This is a genomic window from Streptomyces sp. NBC_01591 (genome assembly GCF_035918155.1).
Taxonomy (GTDB): Bacteria; Actinomycetota; Actinomycetes; order Streptomycetales; family Streptomycetaceae; genus Streptomyces.
Genome location: NZ_CP109327.1, coordinates 7,432,758 through 7,449,067, shown reverse-complemented (window position 1 = coordinate 7,449,067; position 16,310 = coordinate 7,432,758). Strand labels below are relative to the sequence as shown.

Below are 16,310 nucleotides of genomic sequence, written 5' to 3'. Positions count from 1 at the left end.
GCCACGGGCTCCCGTGCGGACGGCGTGCGGACGCCGCCGCGCGGGGGCCCGCCGGTGGTTCGGGGCAGGAACGGACGGGCGGGGGCCGGGAGGGCGCCGCAAAGGGCAACAGCCCCTTCCCCCGCTCCGGGTACTCCGGACCTGTCTTCGGACCCGCGCGGGCACGATGCTTGTCGTGGAGAGTCATCAACAGGACTGTGAGGTGGGCCGTGACCGGCACTGCTGGCCCGGTGAGGCGTACCCGGCTGGGCCGACTGACGGGCGCCGTACTGCTGTTGGCGCCATTACTGGTGGCGGGCTCCGCGTCCGCCCCTCACGGTGCGCCGAGGATCGCCGCGGTGGCGGACGACGACGGCCCGGCGGATGCCGGACGCATCACCTACGCCGGTACCGAACACCGCAGCCTCGGCCGGGTCTCCGACCCGGCCGCCACTGCCCCGCTGTTCGGCACCGGACCGGCCCACTACGACCAGGACCCGTTCGCACGCGGTGAGGTGCTGGTCTTCACCAGCCTGCGCGACGCGGTGCGACCGCAGGTGTACGTACGTGACGCGAACGGCGCGGTGCGCAAGCTCACCACCGGCCTGGACGCCGCACACCCCGAACTCTCCCCGGACGGACGGACCGTGGTGTTCGACTCCGCGGTGCGGGGGCCGGGCGATGTGGTCCAGCGTGAACTGTGGACCGTCGGCATCGACGGCTCCGGCCTGCGGCGGCTGACGGACACCCCCAACAACGAGACCTCCCCGACGTTCTCCCCGGACGGCTCGCGGATCGCGTACTCCTGTGACTCGGGTCCGGGGCGGACCGGGCTGATATACGAACGGGCCGTGGCCGGCGGCGCGGCGAGGGTGATCAGTGACGGCCCGGCCGGCGACGCGACCGAGCCGGAGTGGAACCCGGTGGACGACGACTCCCACCGCGCTCGCGTCGCGTACACCCTCACCACGGACAAGGAGACGGGGCCCCGGCTCCGGGTGACCGAGGGTGTCGGAACCGACCGTCCCCTGCTGGCCGGTGTCCAGGCCAACTGGCGCACCCGCTCGGCCGCCTGGCTGCCGGACGGAAACGGCCTGCTCTTCCTCAGTCCCGACACGACCTGCGGGTGCAAGGACTACGACCACGTCTACCGGACGACCGCCTTCGACGGGACCACCGAGCCGAGCCTGGAACTCGGTGAGGACCGCGCGGTCGAATCGCCCACCTGGCTCAAGTCCCCGGACTCCGGGGCCGTCGTCGTGACACGACGGACCCCCCGCGAGGCGAACGACGTGACGCTCCAGGACGTCAGACAGGACGGTTCGGACCCGCGGGACCTCGGGCTCCCCATCCTCAAGGAGGACCCGGAGGCCGATACGAACACCGATCCTGCCAAGGACCCGCTGTTCAACCCGGCGGCGGAGTACGACCCGTGGACCGAGCGGCAGAACTACACACCGGACGGCAGGCGCATCGTCCTGACCCGCTTCGAGGGCAAGGAGAAGGAGCGCGTCGAACAGATCTGGCTGGCCGACGCCGACGGAACCCACGAGGCAGCGATGCCGCTCGCCGGGCGCGGTCCCCGCGACTGGGACACCGACCCCACGTTCTCGCCCGACGGCACCAAGCTGGCGTTCACCAGGTCTTCGCCCGGCAGGGTCGACGGGCAGCCGGGGCCGAGCAGCATCCTCATCGCGGACGTCGCCACGGGAGAGATCGTCGGCAGAATCGTCCCGCCGGAAGGGCAGTTGGCAGGAGGTGACGCACAGCCCACCTGGTCGTCGGACGGAACCACCCTCGCCTTCACCCGCAACCACGTGATCCGGGGCCTGGGCGGCATCAAGCACGTCTGGACCGTGCCGGTGGCGGCGCTCGACCAGCAGCGGGACCTCAGCGTCACCATCTGCCCCGGTGAATGCAAGAAGATCGACGACAGTCCCGCCTTCTCCCCCGACGGCAGCAAGCTCGCCTTCAACCGCAAGGACGGCGGCGGCCGGGTCAACGAGCGCTCCGGCGTCGTCGTGACCTCGCTGACCGGCGACGAGTGCCAGGTCGTGCTTCCGTCCGTCCAGCGGGACAACCCCGATGCGTGCCATCAGAACATCCCCGACACCTCGCGGACCGGGCCGTTCCAGCCCCGCGACGTGGCCTGGTCGCCGGACTCCGGGCGGCTGGTGCTGAGTTCACGCAGAGCGCTCGCGCCGAACTCCCCGGAGCAGCTGTCCATGCTCGACCTCTCCTCCGGCACGCTGACGCCGTTCGGCGAAAGCCTCGCCGGGCGGCAGAAGGAGCCCGCCTTCCAGCAGTCGGTCGACCTGTCCCTGACCGCGCCGCCCACCGGACCCGCGGTGGAGGCCGGTTCCTCGGTATCGGTGACGGTCACCATCACCAACCGGGGCCCCGCGCCCTCGCCCGGCACCGTGTTCACCGCCGACGCCCCGCCCGGCGTGCGCCTGGAGGAGCTCACCACCCCGGCCGGACCCTGTGCCGCCGGGTCGCCCCAGTGCGACCTGGGCGTGCTCCCGCCAGGGACCAGTGTGGAGGTCACCGCCCGGCTGACCGGCGTGACGAAGGGGGACCAGCGGATCGGCTGGTCGGTCACCGGGGCCGTGGTCGACCCGAACCCCACGGACAACGCCACCGGGACGAGCGTCCCGGTCCAGGACGTGCCCGAGAAACCGACGCCCACCCCGACGCCCCGTCCCCCGGCCCCCCAGCCGCCCGAACCCGAGGCGGGGCCCGCGGTCTCCGTGCGGGCACAGCCCAGCCCCGGCTACGTCGGCGGCCGGGTGGTGGTGACATACACCGTGCGCAACGGCCGGAACGCGCTCGCCACCGGACTGCGGCTGAAGCTCGGACTGCCCGCGCGGATCCCGGCGGGTCCGCTTCCGGCGGGCTGCGCCGCCGGGGTGTGCACGCTGCCCGACCTGGCACCGGGCGCCTCCACGGTCGTCCGTGTCGTGCTCAAGCCGGACCGGGCTCTGACGACGAGCATCACCGGAAGGCTGACCACGACCGGTACGGACGCCGACCCCGGTGACAACGTGTCCAGGAAGCCGCTGCGCATCCTCCAGCCCCGGATCATCGCGGTGCCCGCCGTGGGCAAACCGGGGTTCGTCACCTCCGTACGGGGCAAGGACTTCCCGCCCGGAGCACCGGTGAAGCTCACCTGGAAGCCCGGGATCACCGCAGCCGCGGCGCCCACCTTCCCGCGCCGGGACCGTACGTTCATCGCGCAGTTGCTGATCCTGGCGAAGGACCGGACGGGACCGCGCACGATCACCGCCAAGGGGCCCGGGTTCAGACCGGTCACCACATCCTTCCTGGTGGTCGGCGGCACCATCGTCCCGCCGGACGAGGTGGGGCGACGGTGATCCACGAAGTGGACGAGGGGCTGCGGCTGTTGCTGGTCGACGCCGGCCTCCAGGAGAGCGGCGTGGACCTGGTCTTCGACGCACCGACGAAGGACTGGTCCGCCCGGCGCAACGCCCCCACGATCAGCGTCTTCCTCCACCGCATCCGTGAGGACGCGAGCCGCCGCCGTACCGGCGCGGCCGAGGAACACGACGACGAAGGAGTGGTCATCGGCCGGCGGACCCCGCCGCGCTGGTTCGAGCTGACCTATCTGGTGACTGCCTGGACCAATCGCCCGCAGGACGAACACCGCCTGCTCTCCGAGGTGTTGCGCTGCCTCGTACGGTCGGACGTCCTGCCCGCCCGTATGCACACCGGCAGCCTCGCCGAGCTCGGGCTGGCCGTGGAGATCGAGGCGGCTGGTCCGGGCACCGACGGGCCGTCCGCCTCGGACGTCTGGTCCGCGCTCGGCGGTGAGCTCAAGGCCGCGATCGACCTGCGGGTGTGGGCACCGCTGGCCGGTGAACGGACGTCCGCCGGCCCGCCGGTCACCGAAGGGCTGGTGGTGAGGACCGCGGCCGCACGGGACGGCGACCGTACGGAACCGGGGCGCCGGCTGCGCTACGACGGGGCGTCCGACCCCGGCGGGCAGGGCTTCGCCGCCGAGCGGCAACGGCAGTTGCCGCCCGGCCGGCGCAGGCGCGGGGGCGCGGCTCGATGACCACGACACCGGACACCCGTGCCGTCCACGAACCGGCCGGCGCCCCGACCGCGGTCATCGAGGACCTCTGGGAGCAGCTGATCCACGTCGAGCAGCGGGTCAGGAACGCGGTGGCGCTCCGGCGGGCCGCCGACCCGCAACCGGACGATCCGTACCGGGGGCAGTACCTCACCCCCGAGGCGGCTGGGCGGATCGTGGAGTCCCGCGACGCGTTCGCGCCCGTACCGGCGTACGGCTCCGAGCCTTCGCCGCAGTCCCCGCCCGGGAGCCGGGTCCGGCAGCTCGCCGAGAACTTCGGCCTGGTACCGCTGGACATGGACCTGCTGCTGGTCGTGATGGCCCCGGACATCGACAGCCGGTTCGAGCGGCTCTACGGCTACCTCAACGACGACCTCACCCGGCGAAGGCCGACCATCGGTCTGGCGCTCGAACTCTGCGGGCTGCCCGCCGCGGGCTCCGGCCGCTTCCGGTTCTCACCGTCCGCCCCGCTGGTCGCGGGCGGACTGCTGGAGGTACTGGAGGCCGACCGTCCGCTGCTCTCGCGGGTGCTGCGAGTGCCGGACCGGATCACCGCGTACCTGCTCGGCAACGACGAGATCGACGGGCGGCTGCGCGGCCTCGTCCGTGCGGTCGCGCCCGAGGCGGAGCCGGACACCCGACCGGAGGTCCTGCGGGTCGCGGCGGCACTGGGCACGGGCAGCGGTCTGGTGCATCTGCTCGACCGGGGAGGCGACCCCGGCGGACTGGCGGTCGAGGCGCTGCTCGCCGCGGGGCGCCGTCCGCTGGTGGTCGACATCGCGGATCTCGCCACCCTTCCCGAACCGGCGGAAGTCGTACGGACCCTGGCGGCCGAGGTCCGGCTGAGCGGCGGCGGGGTCGTCCTCGGTCCGCTCGAAGCGCTCGCCCCCGAGCGGCCCGCGGGGGCCCGGTTGCTCGGGAGCCTCTGCGCGGCGGTCAGCGGTGCTCCGCTGGTCGCGTACGGGAAGAAGAACTGGGATCCCCTGTGGACCGCGGAGAGTCCGGTTCCGGTCCACGTCCTGTCCCCCGGCCCCGCGGGCATGGCTCGGCAGTGGCGTCGGGCGCTCGCCGAGGCAGGCAGTTCTCTCGGGCTGCCTGCCGGGAGCGCGTCGGCCGGCGAGGAACTCATCGAGGCCACCGCCTCCTACCGGCTCGACTCCGAGCAGGTGCGCAAGGCCGCCGCTGTCGCCTCCCGGCTGGCCGTCCTGGCGGAGCGTCCGGTGGACGCGCAGGACCTGCGCACGGCGGTCCGGGCTCAGAACGGAGCGGGGCTCGAACGGCTCGCCCGTCGTATCGAGCCGGCGGTCGGCTGGGACGACCTCGTGCTGCCCGCCGCGACCCGCCGCGAGCTGTCCGAACTCGCCCTGCGCGCACGCCACCGCGAGCAGGTGCTCGGTCAGTGGCGGATGCGGCCGGGCGGCGGCCGGGGTCGCGGGATCATCGCGTTGTTCGCGGGTGAGTCCGGCACCGGCAAGACCATGTCCGCCGAGGTGGTGGCGTCGGAGCTCGGCATGGAGCTGTATGTCGTGGATCTGTCCACCGTGGTGGACAAGTACGTCGGTGAGACCGAGAAGAACCTCGAAAGGATCTTCGTCGAGGCGTCCGACGTCAACGGCATCCTGCTGTTCGACGAGGCGGACGCCATTTTCGGGAAGCGCTCGCAGGTCAAGGACGCGCACGACCGCCACGCCAACGTGGAGTCGGCCTATCTGCTGCAGCGGATGGAGTCCTTCGACGGGATCGCGGTGCTCACCACCAATCTGCGGGGCAATCTCGACGAGGCGTTCACCCGGCGCCTCGATGTGATCGCGGAGTTCCCCATGCCGGACGCCCGGCAGCGACTGGCCCTGTGGGACCGCTGCCTCGGGACGGCGATCCCCCGCGAGGCCGGACTCGATCTGGAATTCTGCGCGGGACGCTTCGAGCTGGCGGGAGGATCGATCCGTGCCTGCGCGGTGACCGCCGCCTATCTGGCAGCGGAATCGGGGCGACCGCTCGGTATGGAGCAGATCGTCACGGCCGTGATCCAGGAGTACCGCAAACTCGGCCGACTGGTCCGGGAGAGCGAGTTCGGCTCCTGGCTGGACCGTACCCAGGGAGGCGGCAGGGGGTAGCTGCTCCGGAAACCCCGGCCGCACTCCCCCGGGGCGGCCCGCTCAGCCGAGGATCAGCTCGGGCTCGTACAGGTCCAGCCACATGGCGAGGTCCAGGGCGCGTTCCAGGCTGCGGCGGGACGCCGAGGTGACCTGGGGCGCGTCGTGGTCGGCGGCCCTGCGGAGCCGTTCGCGGTCGACGAGGTCGAACACGCGGTGGTCGGGGCGGGCGAGCAGTTCACGGGCATGCGCCTGCAGGGCCATCGCGTACTTGGGGTCCTGGGTCGACGGATAGGGGCTCTTGGTCCTGTCGTACACCGACCGGGGCAGCACATCGGCGGTGGCCTCGCGCAGCAGGCTCTTCTCCCTGCCGTCGAAGGACTTGAGGGCCCAGGGCGTGTTGTAGACGTACTCGACGAGCCGGTGGTCGCAGAACGGCACCCTGACCTCCAGGCCGACCGCCATGCTCGCCCGGTCCTTGCGGTCGAGCAGGACGCGCACGAACCGGGTCAGGTGGAGATGGCAGATCCTGCGCATGCGGTACTCGAAGTCGCTCTCGCCGGTGAGCCGTTCGATGCCGGCGACCGCGGCTTCGTAACTGTCGCGGACGTATGCGTCCAGGTCGAGGGCCCGGACGAGGTCGTCGCGGAGCACGCCCGAGTCCTCGCCGAAGTGCTCGGCGAACCGCACCAGCCAGGGGAAGGTGTCGGCGCTGCGGGCCTGTTCGTCGAAGAACTGGAGGTAGCCGCCGAAGACCTCGTCGGCGGACTCTCCGGACAGCGCGACGGTCGAGTGTTCGCGGATGGCGCGGAAGAGCAGATAGAGCGAGGCGTCCATGTCACCGAGGCCCATGGGGATGTCCCGGGCCCGGATCATCCGGGCCCGTACCTCCGGGTCGGCGAGGGTGTCGGGGTCGAGCACGATGTCCCGGTGGAGGGTGCCCGCCCGCTGGGCCACGTCGTGCACGAACGGGGTGTCGGGGGTGGTGCGCAGCTCGTCGGCGACGAAGTTCTCGGTGCGTCCCACGAAGTCGACGGCGAAGGTGCGGACCTTCTCGCCGCTCTCGGCGAGCTGCCGGGCGGCGAGCGCGGTGACCGCCGATGAGTCGAGTCCACCGGAGAGCAGGATGCAGCGGGGTACGTCGGAGACCAGCTGGCGGCGCACGATGTCGTCGAGCAGCGACCGTACGGTGGCAATCGAGGTGTCCCGGTCGTCGGCGTGCGGGCGGGTCTCCAGCCGCCAGTAGACGTGTCGGCGCAGGCCGCCGCGGTCCACGGTGACGACCGTGCCGGGCTCCACCTCGTACATGCCGTCCCATACGGCGTGGCCCGGGGTCTTGACGACGGTGAAGAGCTCCCTCAGCCCGTCGAGGGTCACCCGGGGCCGGGCCAGCGGGTTGGCGAGGATGGCCTTGGGTTCCGAACCGAAGAGCACACCGTCGGGCGTCGGCCAGTAGTAGAAGGGCTTGACGCCCATCCGGTCGCGGATCATGACGAGCCGGTCGTGGCGGCCGTCCCAGAGCGCGAAGGCGTACATGCCGTTCAGCCGCTCGGCGAGGGCCTCGCCCCACTCCAGATAGCCGCGCAGTACGACCTCGGTGTCCGAGTCGGTGGTGAACCGGTGCCCGCGGGCGGTCAGTTCGCCGCGGAGTTCGGTGAAGTTGTACGCCTCACCGGAGTAGACGAGGGCGACCGGGCCTTCGGGTGTGCCGACGGTCATGGGCTGGCGCCCGCCGGGCAGGTCGATGATCGCGAGCCGCCGGTGTCCGAGCGAGGCGTGACCGTCGGTCCAGGTCCCCCGGTCGTCGGGGCCCCGGCAGGACATGGTCTCCGTCATCGCGTCCAGTTTCGCGACCTCCTCGGCTGCCCGTAGATCGCGGTCGAAGGAGACCCAGCCGGCGATGCCACACATATGCGCCCTCCAGAACCAGTTGCATCTAGCATCTATATGAGGAGCGTCTGCCTGCGATTGCGTACGGTCAACACGGTCGTCACCTGGACGGAGGCGTGCCCCTCATACTTTCGGCCGCGCTTTTCCGCTTCCTGTACGGAGTGCCGTCCGCCGGAGCCCCTGGGGGAACGGCCGGTGTGTCCGGCGGGGATACCGAATCGGCCATCGGCAAAGACTTGCCCAACATGCGTGGTGTCCGCGGCGGTGGGCGGGGCCCGGCCCGTGCCCAAGGCTTCCTAGGACTTCTCGCCGGTCATCTCGGCCGTGATGGCCCACCGCTCGTGGTCGCGCCAGGCCCCGTCGATGAAGAGGAAGTCCGGCGAGAACCCTTCGAGACGGAATCCGGCCCGTCGGACGAGGGCGAGCGAACTCCCATTGCCGGGCTGGACGTTGGCTTCGAGGCGGTGCAGACCGAGCGGCCCGAAGGCGTACCGCAGGACCAGGTCCAGCCCTTCGCCCATCAGGCCGCGTCCCGCCGCGTGGGCGAAGGCCCCGTATCCGAGTGCGCCGCAGCGGAACGCGCCGGTGACGATGTTGTTGATGTTGATGAACCCCGCGATCCCGTCGGCGGGCCCGCTCCCGCCGCGTTCGCAGACGAGGAAGCCCGCCCTCGCGGGGTCGTCGATCAGCCGGCCCGCGTAGGCGGCGTACGCGCGGGCGTCGCCGGGCGGGAAGAGCCAGGGGGCGTGCAGGTCCCGGCTCTCCCGCGCCCGGGCGGTGAACTCTTCGGCATCCGCCTGTGTGATGGGGCGGATCGCCGTGCGCCGTCCCTCGGCCAGATAGTCGCTTTCAGGCATCCGGCCAGCCTAAGGGCTGTCCCGTTTGGATCAGGCAGGACCGGGACCGGGCACCGGGACCCGGGCCACCGCGACCTCGCCGGTCGACGGATCGCCGTGGTTGTGGAGGACGGCGGTGCCGTCCGGCGTGAAGACCGGGTGGGGGTGGCGGGGGCGCCGGGCCCGGATCCGGTCCGGGATCTCCCGGGAAAGGCCCCTCGCGGGACCGGCGCCCTGCCGCGTCACTTCAGCCGGCCGCCGACCACCGGAAGCTCCAGCACACCGGTGTCCTCCGGGGCGCTGACCACCGTGACCGGCTTGATTCCACGGTTGCCCGAGTACGCGCTGTCACTCGCCGCGATCACGAATTCGAGCTGGTGGCCCGCCTCGTACCGGTGGACGATGCCCGGGAGCTGCACGGTGAACGAGCGGGTGACGTCCGGCACCCGCACCGGGGAGACCAGCCGGTTCACCAGCGTCTTGCTGCCGTCGGGGGCCACGTCGTAGACCTTGGCGAACAGGACGAGCTTGTCGGCGGCGTCGCCGCTGTTCTGGACCCGCTCCGTCTTCGGCGAGACGACCTTCAGGGTGGCCTTCGGCGCGCCGACGACATCGACAGGGGACGTCAGCGGGGCGCTGGTCCAGCCGAGGTAGGTGCCCTTGGTGTCATAGGGCTTGGGGTCGGGCAACCCGATGAGGCCGGCGAGCGAGTTCTCCGAATGGCTGGTGGGAACGAGCCAGTTGGCGTACTGGCGGCTGCCCCGGGTGACCTCGGACCGGTTGTCGACGAGCTTGCCGTCGCCGGACAGGTACACCTTCTGCGAGAGGGCCGGTACGGAGGCCGCGGTGCCGTAGCCGCTCTTCCAGTCACGGTAGTAGGCGAATTCGGGCCCGGTGTCGGTGTTCTTCCGGTGCTGGAGGTAGCGGTCGAACCAGGCGAGGACGCGCTGTCCGACGTAGCTGGTCTCCAGGTTGCCCTTGCCCAGGTCGAGTTCACCGGGCGCCTGTCCGCCGCTGTGCCCCCAGGCCTGCCAGATCATCTTTGCCGTGGTGCCCTGCGCCTTGAGGGTGTCGTACGTGGCGGTGGCCTCGTTCAGGTTGAACAGGCTGTCGGCCTGGCCCTGGACGAGCAGGGTGGGCGCCTTGACCTTGCCGAGGTAGTCGACGGGCGACACGCTGCGCGCGTAGTCGAGCATCGCGGCGGTCCGGGCGGCCGGGTAGCGGCCGGAGTTGAGCAGCCGGATGGTGTCGCAGGCCTGTGACGCGAAGTGGAGGCAGGTGAGGTTGTTGAACCGGGACGGGTCGAGGCTCGCGTTGAGGACCGTCTGCCCCTCCCCCATCAGATAGAAGCCGTTGGTCCACTGCCACTTGAAGACCCCGGCGGTGTCGGACGAAACGCCCTTTCGCGTACCGGCGTTGTTCGGGGCGAGCGCGTACGCCAGGTCGTTCCAGGTGATCAGCGGTACGAGGGCGTCGACGCGTCGGTCGACGGCCGCGGTGGCCATCTGGACGGCACCGCCGTACGAGCCGCCGATCATGCCGACCCTGGGGTCGCCCTTGCCGTCCCTGGTGACGTAGTCGGCCTTCGCGCCGTTGTCGGCGGCGCGGGTCCCGGCGAGGAAGTCGATGAGCCCGGCCGCCGCCCTGCCGTCGATGGCCGGGTCGTCGAGGGTGATGAGGCAGCCCGACTTGCCGAAGCCGAGGCCGGAGTAGACGAGGCCGACATAGCCGCGGGAGGCGAAGGCCTTGCCGATGGCGTCGGTCGAGCCGTCCGACTTGCTGCCGCCGAAGCCGTTGGTGGCGAGCACCGCGGGGACCGGGTGCTGTGCGTCGACCCCGGCGGGGCGGTACAGATCCGCGTCGACGGTGCAGGAGCGACCGCCCGCCTCAATGGTGAACTTCAGCGGGGTGACGGTGTATTGGGACGGTTCGGCGGCGGTCGCCCGCGTTGCACCGGTGAGGACCAGCGGTGCGGCGAGCGCGGCTCCGGCCACATACGCGACCGACTTCCGGGAGAGCGTCCGGTACCCGGACCGGGGGCGGGAAACAGCACGCGACACGAAGACCTCCACACCGAGGGCGACTTACCGACCGGTAAGTAATGAACCGCGCTCATGCTGTGACACGTGTCATAGTGATGTCAACGACCGGGACAGCGTTTCCTGAATGACGCTCAACTTCTTTGCGATTCGCCGCCGTTCAGCGCAGCGCCGGCACCTCGACGGTGAGCGTGGCGGGGCCGCCGTCGGCCGGGGCGTCCAGCACGGCGGGCACGCCGAGCGGAATCGTGAGCGCCGTCGGTCCGTGCCCGAAGCCCAGCTCCTCGACGACCGGTACGCCCAACGGGCCGAGCCGGTCGGCGAGCACGGCCCGCACCTGCTCGTACGGACCGCAGCCCGCCCAGGAACCGCAGGCAACCCCGGATATCCCGTCGAGCGCCCCGGCCCGCAGCAGTTGGGTGAGGATGCGGTCGATGCTGTACGGGTCCTCGGTGGTGTCCTCGATCACCAGCAGCCCGCCCCGGGCCGACGTCCGGGCGTGCGGGGTGCCGAGGTCGGCGGCGAGCAGGCTCACACAGCCGCCGTAGGTGATCCCGCGGGCCCGGCCGGGGACCAGCACCCGTGCCGTGGGCAGGCCGAGAGTCCGTACCGAATCGGGCTCGAACAGGGTGGCCCGCAGGGACTCCTGGGTGTCCGGGTCCTTGAGGAAGGTCTCGGTGCCGGCCATCGGGCCGTGCAGGGTGGCGAGCCCCATGCGCTGCGCGAACGCCTCATGGAGCACGGTGATGTCGCTGTAGCCGATGAACACCTTGGGCCCGGCCGCGCGCATCGCCGCCCAGTCGACCAGGTCGACCATCCGGTGCACGCCGTATCCGCCGCGGGCGCAGATCACCGCGTCCACGGCCGGATCGCACCAGGCCTCCTGGAGATCCCTGGCCCGCGCCTCGTCCGTGCCGCCGAGGTAGTCCAGCTCCGGGTGGACCTCGCGCACATGGGGTGCCTCGACGGGCTCCAGGCCCCAGCCGCGCAGTACGTCCAGGCCCGCCTCCAGCCGGTCGGCGGGCACCGGCCCGCTCGGTGACACGACGGCGACCCTGGCCCCCGGGCGCAGCCGGGCCGGGCGGGTCAGCGGTGCGAGAGTCACTTCTTCAGCTCCAGCCGCGGTACGTCGGTGCGGTCGATCCCGAAGGTCTGTGCGTACAGGGAGAGTTCGGCCTCCAGTGCGCGGATCATGGTGTCGGCGCGCCGGAACCCGTGTCCCTCGCCCTCGAAGGTGAGATACGCGTGCGGGATGCCCCGTCCGTCGAGCGCGGTGAGGAACCGCTCGCACTGGACGGGCGGGCAGATCGGGTCGTCCAGCCCCTGGAGCAGCAGGAAGGGGGTGGCCAGCCGGTCGGTGCGGCTGATCGGCGAGCGTTCGCGGTAGCGGTCCGGGACTTCGGCGAGCGGTCCCACCAGGGATTCCAGGTACCGCGACTCGAAGTCATGGGTCTCGTCGGTTCCCCAGCCGGTCAGGTCGAGGATGGGGTAGATGATCGTCCCGCAGGCGTAGACATCGGTGCCGGTCAGTGAGGCCGCGGTGGTCCAGCCGCCGGCGCTGCCGCCCCGGATGGCGAGCCGCCGCCGGTCGGCCGTGCCCTCGTCGGCCAGCGCCGCGGCGACGGCCGCGCAGTCCTCGACGTCGACGACGCCCCACTGTTCGCGCAGCCGGTTGCGGTAGGTCCGGCCGTAGCCGGTGGAGCCGCCGTAGTTCACCTCGGCGACGCCGATGCCGCGCGAGGTGAAGTAGGCGATCTCCAGGTCGAGCACGAGTGCGGCGTGGCCGGTGGGGCCGCCGTGCGCCCAGACCACGTAGGGCGGCCGTTCGTCCTCGGGGCCGGCCCGGTCGGGGCTGCGCGGCGGGTAGATGTGTGCGTGGATCTCGCGTCCTTCGGGCCCGGTGAAGGTGCGCTCCTCGGGCCGCGGGTAGTACGCGGGGTCGACGGGGTCCTTGTGCGGTGACCCGATGACGCGGGTGCGGCCGGTCGCGGTGTCCAGCTCCACCACTTCGTACGCGCTGTACGGGCTCGCCGCGACGCCGATGACCCGGCTGCCGTGCACGGCGAGCGTCTCGGCCCATTCGGTCCAGGGCCCGGCGACGTCGACCAGTTCGCCGGTCTGCGGGTCGAGGATGCCGAGCGTGGTGGTGCCCTTGCCGTGGATGGTGGCGATCAGGCCGTTGTCCAGCGGCCGGAACCAGCTGAGGCCGATCTTCCAGAGCGGTCCGGCGAACTCCTGCTGGCGGGGGCAGAGCGCGACCGCGCCCCGGTCCGGATCGGCCCGGTAGAGGTTCCACCAGCCGCTGTGGTCACTGGCGAAGAGGAGCTGCCCGTCGGTCCCCCACTCGATCTGCGGCACCGATTCCTCGGGGCCGCCGGCGAAGGACCGGGGTCGGTGGAAGGTGCCGTCCTCGGCGACATCCGCGAGCATCACCTCGGTGCCGTCCCACGGCATCCGGGGATGGTCCCAGGCGATCCAGGCCGCCTTCCGCCCGTCGGGCGAGAGCTTCGGTCCGGTGACGAACCGGCTGCTGTCGTCGGTGAGTTCACGTACCGCGGCGCGGTCGTCGGCGGCCGAGCCGTCCAGGGGCACCGCCGCGATCACCCGGCGCAGATCGGTGGGGCCCTCGCCGGTGAACTCCTCCAGGACGCACCACACTTCGCCCCGGTCGGGGTGGAGCTGCGGGTCGGCCCAGCGCAGCCCGCCGCCGACGGCCGAGACCGGGGTGAGCGGCCAGGGTTCGCCGGGCCCGTCGGGGGCGTATGCGTAGAGCCGCTGGTCGGCGAAGTGGACGAAGACGATCAGCGGGCCGCCCTCGGCGCGCCCGGTCCCGGCCCAGGGCCGTCCGCCGTACTCGATGACCCGGCTCCGTACGTTCCACGGGGCGGGCAGCACGCTGTCGGCGCTCCCATCCGCCCGGCGGCGGATCAGGGCGCGGCGGCCCGCCTCGGCGGGGCGGGGCTCCGTCCACCACACCTCGTCGCCGACGGTGCCGACGTACTCCGGTCGCCCGTCGTGGGAGGCGGCGAGCGCGGCGTCGATCGGCGAAGGCCAGGTTCCGTGAGCCCCGGTGGGCAGCATGTTCGATTCCCCCTGTTGCGGTCAGGCAGTACGCAGATAGTGGTCGAGGACGCGGACGCCGAAGTGCAGGGCCTCGACGGGGACGCGTTCGTCGACGCCGTGGAACAGCGCCTGGTAGTCGAAGCCGACGGGCAGTTTCAGCGGTGAGAAGCCGTAGCCGGTGATACCGAGCCGGGAGAACTGCTTGGCGTCCGTGCCGCCCGACATGCAGTACGGCACGACATGGCCGGCCGGGTCGAAGGCTTCGATCGCGGCGCGCAGCTTCGCGAACGTCGGCGAGTCGACCGGGGCCTGGAGCGGGACCTCGCGGTGGTGGAACTCCCAGTCGACTTCGGGGCCGGTCAGCCGGTCCAGGGTGGCGTGGAACTCGCCCTCGCCACCGGGCACCATCCGGCCGTCGATGAAGGCGGTGGCGTGGCCCGGGATCACATTGACCTTGTACCCGGCCTCCAGCATGGTCGGGTTGGAGCTGTTGCGGACGGTCGGCGCGACCAGGTCGGCGGCGGGGCCGAGCTTGCCGAGCAGTTCGTCGACGTCGAAGCCGGGGGCGTCCAGGTCGGGGTGGATGCCGTGCAGCGCGGCGATCTCGGTGAGCGCGGCGCGGACCGTCGGGGTGAGCCGGACGGGCCATTCGTGCCGGCCGATCCGGGCGACGGCCTCGGCGAGCGTGCTGACCGCGTTGTTCTTGTTGACCTTGGAACCGTGCCCGGCCTTGCCGTGTGCGGTGAGCTTCAGCCAGGCGGTGCCGCGCTCGCCCGCGGCGATGGGGTAGAGCGGCAGGTCCGGTCCGGCGTGGAAGGTGAAGGCACCGGATTCGCTGATGCCTTCCGTACAGCCTTCGAAGAGCTCGGCGTGCCGGTCGGCGAGGAAGCCGGAGCCGTCGTCGGCGCTGGCCTCCTCGTCGGCCGTGTACGCGATCACGATGTCGCGGCGGGGCCGGACCCCGGCCCGCGCCCAGGCGCGTACGACGGCCAGGACCATCGCGTCCATGTTCTTCATGTCGATGGCGCCGCGCCCCCAGACGACACCGTCGCGGACCTCGCCGGAGAAGGGGTGCACGGTCCAGTCGGCCGCCTCGGCCGGGACCACGTCGAGGTGGCCGTGGACGAGCAGGGCGTCGGCGGACGGGTCGGTGCCGGGAATCCGGGCGACCACATTGGTGCGTCCGGGGGTGCGTTCCAGCAGGGTGGGTTCCAGTCCGGCGGCGGCCAGCCGTTCGGCGACGTACTCGGCGGCAGGGCGCTCGCGGCAGTCGCCGCCGCCGCGGTTGGTGGTGTCGATCCGGATCAGTTCGGAGGTGAACGTCACCGATTCGTCCAGCGCCTGCTGGTCGATGCCCTCCTGGGGACCGGTCGCCTCAGCCATACTGCTCCTCCACGGCGGACGACACGATCGTCGTCACCGCCTTGAACGTGCGGATTCCTTCGTACATCGTCGCGCTGGTGTAGGCGACGCGTCGTTCGCCGCTGGGCGCCACGCCGGGGACGACGGTGGCCGCCTGGGCCAGGTGCTCGGCGTCGAACTCCAGCTCCACGGTGAAGGGTCCGCCCTCCACCGGTGTGTGCCGCACAGCGAGCGCGGTGGCGTCCTTCGCCGCTGCGCGGATGTCCGCCGCGGTACGGGCCGGGGTGCGGCACACCGCCGCGTACCGCGACACGTAGTCCTTGACGGCGACCTTGTGGGCCCGGGGGGCGTACCCCTCCGCGTCCACGCAGGTCAGGTCGTCGCCGGTGACAAGGACGACGGGCACCCCGTACTCGGCCACGACATGCGCGTTGAGCAGTCCCTCGCTCGCGCGGGCGCCGTTGAGCCAGACCCCGGTGATGGAGTTGGCGAGGTAGGTGTGGGCGAGGACCCCCTCCGCGCCGGCGCCCGTGTGGTAGCCGACGAAGGCGATGGCATCGACGTCGCCGTGCTGGATGCCCTCGACCATGGAGAGGGACTTGTGCCGGCCGGTAAGCATCTGGACCCGGTCGTCGAGCTGCTCCAGCAGGAGGTTGCGCATGGACCAGTGGGCCTCGTTGATGAGCACCTCGTCGGCGCCGCCGTCGTAGAAACCGAGCGCCGCCGCGTTCACGTCGGAGGTGAACATGGAACGGCACCGCTCCCACTGGGGGGTGCCCGGCAGCACATCGGCCGGCCAGGTCACACCGGTGGCGCCTTCCATGTCCGCGCTGATGAGGATCTTCATGCCGGGTCACGCTACGCGCCCGGGAACCGCCAGGCCAGAGCCACGGATACGTTCAATGGTCCAGTCCTCCGAAGAGAGTGCGACGCACACCCCGATCAGGTGCATCAC

The 16,310-nt window shown here is 71.7% G+C and carries 10 protein-coding genes; 3 read left to right on the top strand and 7 right to left on the bottom strand.

Annotated features, from left to right (window positions below; genetic code table 11):
- Positions 1-209: 209 nt before the first annotated feature.
- From OG978_RS34485 to OG978_RS34475, 3 genes are read left to right on the top strand one after another with little or no spacing between them, the layout of a single operon-like run.
- On the top strand, positions 210-3,353 hold the full coding sequence (locus OG978_RS34485; protein ID WP_326768978.1) for a hypothetical protein: 3,144 nt from the start codon (positions 210-212) through the stop codon (positions 3,351-3,353).
- Positions 3,350-4,054: a DUF4255 domain-containing protein gene (locus tag OG978_RS34480; RefSeq protein WP_326768977.1), complete on the top strand. Its 705-nt coding sequence runs from the start codon at positions 3,350-3,352 to the stop codon at positions 4,052-4,054. Before OG978_RS34485 ends, OG978_RS34480 begins: the two co-directional genes overlap by 4 nt.
- Positions 4,051-6,186, top strand: a complete 2,136-nt coding sequence (locus OG978_RS34475; protein ID WP_326768976.1) for an AAA family ATPase — start codon at positions 4,051-4,053, stop codon at positions 6,184-6,186. Before OG978_RS34480 ends, OG978_RS34475 begins: the two co-directional genes overlap by 4 nt.
- 42 nt (positions 6,187-6,228) lie before the next feature.
- On the opposite strand, the gene asnB is transcribed toward OG978_RS34475, so the two are convergent.
- The 7 genes from asnB to OG978_RS34440 form a co-directional block, all read right to left on the bottom strand.
- On the bottom strand, positions 6,229-8,076 hold the full coding sequence (gene asnB, locus OG978_RS34470; protein ID WP_326768975.1) for an asparagine synthase (glutamine-hydrolyzing): 1,848 nt from the start codon (positions 8,074-8,076) through the stop codon (positions 6,229-6,231).
- 275 nt (positions 8,077-8,351) lie between these two features.
- Complete coding sequence (locus OG978_RS34465; protein ID WP_326768974.1) at positions 8,352-8,912, bottom strand: GNAT family N-acetyltransferase; 561 nt, start codon at positions 8,910-8,912, stop codon at positions 8,352-8,354.
- A 221-nt stretch (positions 8,913-9,133) separates the two neighbouring features.
- On the bottom strand, positions 9,134-10,963 hold the full coding sequence (locus OG978_RS34460) for a CocE/NonD family hydrolase (protein WP_442817787.1): 1,830 nt from the start codon (positions 10,961-10,963) through the stop codon (positions 9,134-9,136).
- A gap of 127 nt (positions 10,964-11,090) precedes the next feature.
- Complete coding sequence (locus tag OG978_RS34455) at positions 11,091-12,035, bottom strand: S66 peptidase family protein (protein ID WP_326768973.1); 945 nt, start codon at positions 12,033-12,035, stop codon at positions 11,091-11,093.
- A complete protein-coding gene (locus OG978_RS34450) occupies positions 12,032-14,011 on the bottom strand; it encodes a prolyl oligopeptidase family serine peptidase (protein ID WP_326768972.1) in 1,980 nt (659 codons plus the stop codon). The genes OG978_RS34455 and OG978_RS34450 overlap by 4 nt, the downstream gene beginning before the upstream one ends.
- Positions 14,012-14,032: 21 nt before the next feature.
- Complete coding sequence (locus OG978_RS34445) at positions 14,033-15,376, bottom strand: M20/M25/M40 family metallo-hydrolase (protein ID WP_326768971.1); 1,344 nt, start codon at positions 15,374-15,376, stop codon at positions 14,033-14,035.
- Positions 15,369-16,202, bottom strand: a complete 834-nt coding sequence (locus OG978_RS34440; RefSeq protein WP_326768970.1) for a M55 family metallopeptidase — start codon at positions 16,200-16,202, stop codon at positions 15,369-15,371. Before OG978_RS34440 ends, OG978_RS34445 begins: the two co-directional genes overlap by 8 nt.
- Positions 16,203-16,310 lie beyond the last annotated feature (108 nt).

Bases quoted from the DNA above. Each gene is read 5' to 3' on its own strand.
- OG978_RS34450 (WP_326768972.1), bottom strand. From the start codon at position 14,011: ATGCTGCCCACCGGGGCTCACGGAACCTGGCCTTCGCCGATCGACGCC.
- OG978_RS34445 (WP_326768971.1), bottom strand. From the start codon at position 15,376: ATGGCTGAGGCGACCGGTCCCCAGGAGGGCATCGACCAGCAGGCGCTG.
- OG978_RS34465 (WP_326768974.1), bottom strand. From the start codon at position 8,912: ATGCCTGAAAGCGACTATCTGGCCGAGGGACGGCGCACGGCGATCCGC.
- OG978_RS34440 (WP_326768970.1), bottom strand. From the start codon at position 16,202: ATGAAGATCCTCATCAGCGCGGACATGGAAGGCGCCACCGGTGTGACC.
- OG978_RS34475 (WP_326768976.1), top strand. From the start codon at position 4,051: ATGACCACGACACCGGACACCCGTGCCGTCCACGAACCGGCCGGCGCC.
- asnB (WP_326768975.1), bottom strand. From the start codon at position 8,076: ATGTGTGGCATCGCCGGCTGGGTCTCCTTCGACCGCGATCTACGGGCA.